Source organism: Mesorhizobium sp. P3_A9 (genome assembly GCF_056402975.1).
The window spans coordinates 1-6,445 of record NZ_JBFUGJ010000328.1 but is presented as its reverse complement, the minus strand read 5'-3'; the positions used below and the strand labels follow the sequence as shown (position 1 = coordinate 6,445).

The following is a 6,445-nucleotide window of genomic DNA, read 5'->3' as shown; positions in this document are numbered from 1 at the left end:
CCCGCAGGTCATCATGTCCCACCCCGGCGAAGGGCTGGACAAGTGGGAAGACCTGAAGAACGCCGACCAGTACATTTTGGGTGACGAAGGCGTGCAGACCTTCTTCCAGTGGATGGTCACGGCGCTYGGTTTCGACGCCGCCAAGCGCGCGCCCTACACCTATAACACCGCTCCCTTCCTCGCCAACAAGAAGTCGATCCAGCAGGGTTACGTCACCTCGGAGCCGTTCGCGGTCAAGAAGGAAGGCGGCTTCGTGCCGAACCAGTTCCTGCTCGCCGACTATGGCTGGGACACCTATTCGACGACGATCGAGGTGATGCAGGACACGATCGACAAGAAGCCGGAGGTCGTCCAGTGCTTCGTCGATGGCTCGGCCAAGGGTTGGTACAAGTACCTCTACGGCGACAACAAGGCCGCCAACGACATGATCAAGAAAGACAATCCTGACATGAGCGACGAGCAGATCGCTTTCTCGATCGAGCAGATGAAGAAATTCGGCCTTGCCGATTCCGGCGACACCGAGAAGCTCGGCATCGGCGCCATGACCGACGCGCGGATCAAGAGTTTTTACGACAAGATGGTCAAGGCCAAGGTCACGCCTGAAGGCATCGACATCACCAAGGGCTACACGCTGGCCTTCGTCAACAAGGGTGTCGGGCTCGACCTGAAGAAATAGGCCAGTCCGCGCATGATAGGGGAAAAGGTGGCGCGAGCGCCGGCATCGGACGTCGCTCCGGCCTTGCTGGCGCTGCGCGGCGTCGGCAAGGTGTTTTCCAACGGCGTGACGGCGCTGAGTGATGTCGACCTGACCATCCGGGAAGGTGATTTCCTCAGCCTGCTCGGGCCGTCCGGCTGTGGCAAGTCGACGGCATTGCGGCTGATTGCCGGCCTGTCGACGCCGACCTCCGGCGTGCTCGACTGGCGCGGCGGCGGCTCGCTCGACCGCGCCAATATCGGCTTCGTCTTCCAGGAGCCGACGCTGCTGCCCTGGGCCAGTGTCTTCGACAATGTCTGGCTGCCGCTCAGGCTGAAAGGCATTTCCCGCGCCAAGGCAGCCCCGGCAATCACCGAGATGCTGGCGCGGGTGCACCTGACCGGTTTCGAGGACGCCGTGCCGCGCGAACTGTCGGGCGGCATGAAGATGCGCGTCTCGATCGCGCGCGCCATGGTGACCAAGCCRCGCGTGCTGTTGATGGACGARCCGTTTGCSGCRCTCGACGARATCACSCGCTTCAAGCTCAACAACGACCTGCTGGAGCTKTGGCAGGAYGARCGCTTCACCGTCGTCTTCGTCACSCACAGCGTYTTTGAAAGCGTKTTCCTKTCCAACCGCGTCGTYGTCATGGCGGCGCGGCCGGGCCGGGTGTTCGACGAACTTGCCATCGAGGCCTCCTATCCGCGCGACGAGGCGTTTCGCACCTCGCCGGACTACGCGGCGCTTTGCCGGCAAGCCTCCGACGTGCTGGTCACTGCCATCAATTCAACAGCAGGCGCGCACCATGACGGCCATTGACGAGCAGGTGCTCAAACTCGACCCGGAGGAAGCGCGTCGCGTGCGCCAGGAACGGTTCGAACGGATCGGCCGCTGGGTGCTGCCGCTGGCGATCATGATCCTGGCGATCTGGCTGTGGGACCGCATCTGCGTCTGGAACGAGATCCCGCAATACATCCTGCCGCGTCCCGGCGTGGTGGTGCAGACGCTCTACAACGATGCCGGGCTGCTGTTCTCCTCGCTGCTGGTCACCTTGCGCATCACCTTCCTCAGCCTGGCCTTGGCTGTCATCGGCGGGGTCGGCCTGTCGGTGCTGTTCGCGCAGTCGAAATGGGTCGAGATGTCGTTCTTCCCGTTTGCCATCGTGCTGCAGGTGACGCCGATCGTGGCGATCTTTCCGCTGATCAACATCTATGTGAACAACCAGACGACCAAGCTTCTGCTCTGCGCCTGGATCGTCGCCTTCTTTCCGATCCTGTCCAACACCACGCTCGGCCTTAACTCKGTCGACCRCAATCTGCGCGACCTGTTCAAGCTCAACGGCGCGACGCGCTGGCAGCAACTGCGCTATCTCAGACTGCCTGCGGCGATGCCGTATTTTCTCGGTGGGTTGAAGATCGCCGGCGGCCTGTCGCTGATCGGCGCGGTGGTCGCGGAGTTCGTTGCCGGCACCACCGGCCAGTCGTCGGGGCTCGCCTCGCGCATCATCGAGGCCGGCTACCGGCTCAACGCGCCAAGGCTGTTCGCGGCTCTGTTCCTGATCTCGCTGACCGGCATCCTGATCTTCCTCGTGCTGTCGCTGATTTCGCATCTCATTTTGCGGCGCTGGCACGAAAGCGCGCTGAAGCAGGAGCGGTAGTGCCTTGATTCCAGACTCAGCTTCATACCGGCTCGCCAATGCCCGTCTTCACGCGTCGCTGACGCCGGGGCTCGCTGCGGTTTATGACGGGGATGGGTTCGCGCTCGCCGATATCACTGTCGCGGACAGCAAGATCTCGAGCATCGCGGCACATGATCGGACAGCGGCATTGGCGGATGCCGTAGACCTTGGCGGCCGCATCGTGCTGCCGTGCTTCGTCGACTGCCACACGCATATCGACAAGGGCCATATCTGGCCGCGAGAACCCAATCCCGACGGCACCTTCATGGGAGCACTCAATGCCGCGGGCGCCGACCGCGTCGCGCGCTGGAGCGCCGAGGACCTTGCCAAGCGCATGGATTTCTCGCTGCGCTCCGCCTATGCGCATGGCACCAGGGCGCTGCGCACCCATCTCGACAGCGTCGCGCCGCAGGAGGAAATCTCCTGGCCGGTGTTCGAGACGATGCGCGAGACATGGCGCGGCCGTATCGAATTGCAGGGCGCCTGCCTGCTCGGCATCGAGGGTGTGCGCGACAAAAAGTGGTTCGACAGGCTGGCGAAACGGGTAGCCGCGGCCAAGGGTGTGCTCGGTGTCGTCACCTATATGGTGCCGGACCTGGAAGAACTGCTCGACCATGTTTTCGCACAAGCGATCAAGCATGGGCTCGACCTCGATTTCCACGCCGACGAGACCGACGACATTGCCGCGGTCTCGCTGAAGAAGATCGCCGAGGCGGCACTCTGGAGCGGCTTCGAGGGCAAGATCCTCGTTGGCCATTGCTGCTCGCTGGCGCGGCAGCCCGATCTCGAGGTGCTGGACACGCTGGACAAGGTGGCGAAGGCGGGGCTKGCGRTSGTCTCGCTGCCGATGTGCAAYCTCTATCTRCAGGACCGSCGSKCSGAYMASACCACGCCGCGYTGGCGGGGCGTGACGCTGCTGCATGAGATGAAGGCGAGGGGYATTSCGGTYGCKGTYGCCTCSGACAACACGCGTGAYCCSTTCTAYGCCTATGGCGATCTCGACATGCTGGAGGTCTACCGGATGGCGACGCGCATCCTGCATTTCGACCATCCGGTCGCCGACTGGCCACAAGCGGTCACCGCGACCCCGGCCAAGGTGATGCGGCTCGACAGGCTCGGCACGGTTGCCGCGGGCGACGATGCCGATTTCATCCTGTTCAAAGGTCGAAGCTGGACCGAATTGCTGTCGCGGCCCGAATCGGATCGCATCGTCGTGCGCGCCGGACGCGCGATCGACCGGCGCYTGCCCGACTATGCCGAACTCGACGAWCTGATGGTGGAATGATGGATGTTTCGGCACTCAAACGCGATCTCGACGGGCTGAAGCTCGACGACAATCCGGCCATCGTCCAGCAGAARAGCCGYGATTTCTACTGGTACAGCCCGGTGCTGAAGCAGCAGCTCGACCATGTCACCGGCGACCTCATTGTGACGCCGAAGACCGAGGCCGAGCTGTTCCGCGTGCTCGCCGCCTGTCATCGGCATGGCGTGCCGGTGACGCCGCGCGGCAGCGGCACCGGCAATTATGGCCAGGCCATGCCGTTGTCGGGCGGCGTGGTGCTCAATCTCGCCGAGATGAACGAGATCAAGTCGATCGCGCCGGGGCGCGTGGTGACCGGGCCGGGCGCGGTGCTGGCCGATATCGACAAGGCGACGCGCGCGCATTCCGGCCAGGAACTGCGGCTGTCACCTTCCACCTACAACACCGCTTCGATCGGCGGCTTCATCGCCGGCGGCTCGGGCGGCGTCGGCTCGATCAATTTCGGCGGCTTGCGCGATTTCGGCAATGTGCTGCGCCTGCGCGTGGTGACCATGGAGGCCGAGCCGAAAGCGCTCGAACTCACCGGCGAGGATCTGCACAAGGTGACCCACGCCTACGGCACCAACGGTATCATCACGGAAGTCGAGATGCCGCTGACCGCGGCCTATGAGTGGGTCGATGTCATTGTCGGCTTCGATGCCTTCATGGACGCGGCGCGCTACGGCAATGCGCTGGCGTGCCAGGACGGCATCCTGACCAAACTGATCACGCCGATCGCGGCACCCGTGCCGCAGCTCTATTTCAAACGCCACCAGAAATTTTTCAGAGAGGGGCAGAGTATCTGCGTCGTCATGGTGGCGCAGCATGGGCTGGATGCCTTCCTCGCCTTCACTAGGCGTGCCGGCGGCGCGGTGATTTTCAACGCTGCCACCGCGACGCCCGAGGAGAAAAAAGGCCTGCCGCCGGCCTATGAGCTGGCCTGGAACCACACCACGCTGAGAGCGCTGCGCGTCGATCCCGATATCACCTATCTGCAGTCGCTCTATCCCTTTCCCAACCAGCTGGCGCTGGTCGAGAAGATGGATGCGATGTTTCCCGGCGAAGTGTTCTCGCATCTCGAATTCGTGCGGCTGGACGGCAACATCACCTGCTTTGGCCTGCCGCTGGTGAAATTTACCACCGAGGCACGGCTCGACGAGATCGTGCGCCTGCATGAGGAAAATGGCTGCCCGATCTTCAACCCGCACCGCTACACGCTGGAAGAGGGCGGCATGAAGCAGACCGATGCCGTGCAGCTTGCCTTCAAGCGCGAGACCGACCCGCAAGGCCTGCTCAACCCCGGCAAGATGATCGCCTGGGAAAACCCGGATTATGATTATCGATCCGGGCGGACTTTTCTGTTCAAGGGGCTGCAGAGGGCGGGCTGATGAACATCCTCGTCCTCTACGCGCATCCGGTCGAGACCAGCTTCAATGCTGGCCTGCACCGGTTGATCGTCGAGCGGCTGACGGCGGCGGGCCATACCGTCGATGACTGCGATCTCTACGCCGAGGATTTCGATCCCAGGMTGACGCGCCAGGAGAGGTTGGACTATCACGACCCACGCGGCTCCGCTGACCCGGCGGCGCCGTATGTCGAGCGCCTGCTGCGGGCCGAGGCGTTGGTGCTTTCCTATCCGGTCTGGAACTACGGTTTCCCTGCCATCCTGAAAGGCTTTTTCGATCGCGTCTTCCTGCCCGGCGTGTCGTTCAGGCTGGTCGACGGCAAGGTGCAGCCGTCGCTGCACAACATCAGGAAGGTCGCTGCGGTCACTACCTATGGCGGCAGCCGGTTCCGCGCCATCCTGATGGGCGATCCGCCGCGCAAACTGATCGAGCGCATGCTGCGCGCCACGGTAAAGCCGGGCGCGCCGGTGACTTACCTCGCGCATTACGCGATGAACCTGTCGACCGATGAAACGCGAAAATCCTTCATGGCCAAGGTCGCGGCCAGCATGGATGCATTCTGATGCGGGTCCTCGTGGTCTATTGCCATCCGGTGCCTGAAAGTTTTTGTGCAAGCATTCGCGACACCGCCGTCGACGTGCTGAAGGCAAGGGGCTGGGAGGTGCGGCTGCTCGACCTCTATGCGGAGAAATTCGACCCGGTGATGGGTTGCGAGGAGCGGCGCAGCTACAACGACCAGGCGCCGCAGGACCCCGCGCTGAAGCCGCATTTCGAACTGCTCGGCTGGGCCGAAGCGATCCTGTTCGTCTACCCTACCTGGTGGTACGGCCTGCCGGCGATGCTGAAGGGCTGGCTTGACCGGGTGTGGGCCACGGACGTCGCCTTCAAACTGCCGGCGGGCAAGGGGCGGATCAAGTCGCTGATGACGCATGTCACCAAGGTCGGCGTCATCACCACCTGCGGCGCGCCGACCTGGTGGAGCGTCGTCGTCGGCCAGCCTGGACGCAAGACGCTGCTGCGCGGCATGCGGGCGCTATGCGCGACAAGGTGCAAGACGTTCTTCCTGGCGCATTATCTGATGGATGCCTCGACACCAAAGACGCGGGCGGCGTTTCTGGCGAAGGTGCGAAGGAAGCTGGAGCGGTTCTAGCTTTCTTCGCCCCGTTTACGGGGAGAAGATGCCGGCAGGCAGATGAGGGGCAGCGCTAGCTTCTCAGAACTCCGCGCTGCCCCTTGTGTGTTTGGAATCGTGCATTGTTGAGGGTGCCACGGACCAGGTGCTTGCCTGATCCGTGGCGGTGGTCGAGAGCCCGTCGCCCCTCAGGTGGCCTAAACCGTGGATGAGCTGGGGCCCGACCGCCTTCTTT

At 63.3% G+C, this 6,445-nt stretch carries 7 protein-coding genes; all 7 read left to right on the top strand.

Annotated features, from left to right (window positions below; all coding sequences use genetic code 11):
- Positions 1–676: ABC transporter substrate-binding protein (locus AC1DX0_RS28740; RefSeq protein ID WP_477357788.1), on the top strand; the 676-nt coding region annotated here is incomplete at its 5' end.
- A gap of 12 nt (positions 677–688) precedes the next feature.
- On the top strand, positions 689–1,513 hold the full coding sequence (locus AC1DX0_RS28735) for an ABC transporter ATP-binding protein (RefSeq protein WP_477224635.1): 825 nt from the start codon (positions 689–691) through the stop codon (positions 1,511–1,513).
- Positions 1,500–2,351 (top strand): ABC transporter permease, encoded by an 852-nt coding sequence (locus tag AC1DX0_RS28730; RefSeq protein ID WP_477357785.1) that lies wholly within the window; start codon positions 1,500–1,502, stop codon positions 2,349–2,351. Before AC1DX0_RS28735 ends, AC1DX0_RS28730 begins: the two co-directional genes overlap by 14 nt.
- Before the next feature lie 4 nt (positions 2,352–2,355).
- Positions 2,356–3,657: a cytosine deaminase gene (locus AC1DX0_RS28725; RefSeq protein WP_477357783.1), complete on the top strand. Its 1,302-nt coding sequence runs from the start codon at positions 2,356–2,358 to the stop codon at positions 3,655–3,657.
- Positions 3,657–5,060 carry an FAD-binding oxidoreductase gene (locus AC1DX0_RS28720; protein ID WP_477224640.1) on the top strand — a complete coding sequence of 468 codons (1,404 nt, stop codon included), beginning with the start codon at positions 3,657–3,659 and terminating at the stop codon, positions 5,058–5,060. The genes AC1DX0_RS28725 and AC1DX0_RS28720 overlap by 1 nt, the downstream gene beginning before the upstream one ends.
- A complete protein-coding gene (locus AC1DX0_RS28715) occupies positions 5,060–5,641 on the top strand; it encodes an NAD(P)H-dependent oxidoreductase (RefSeq protein WP_477357780.1) in 582 nt (193 codons plus the stop codon). Before AC1DX0_RS28720 ends, AC1DX0_RS28715 begins: the two co-directional genes overlap by 1 nt.
- A complete protein-coding gene (locus tag AC1DX0_RS28710) occupies positions 5,641–6,228 on the top strand; it encodes an NAD(P)H-dependent oxidoreductase (RefSeq protein WP_477224639.1) in 588 nt (195 codons plus the stop codon). Before AC1DX0_RS28715 ends, AC1DX0_RS28710 begins: the two co-directional genes overlap by 1 nt.
- Positions 6,229–6,445 lie beyond the last annotated feature (217 nt).

Coding starts and splice junctions, on each gene's coding strand:
- AC1DX0_RS28710 (WP_477224639.1), top strand. CDS start 5,641: ATGCGGGTCCTCGTGGTCTATTGCCATCCGGTGCCTGAAAGTTTTTGT.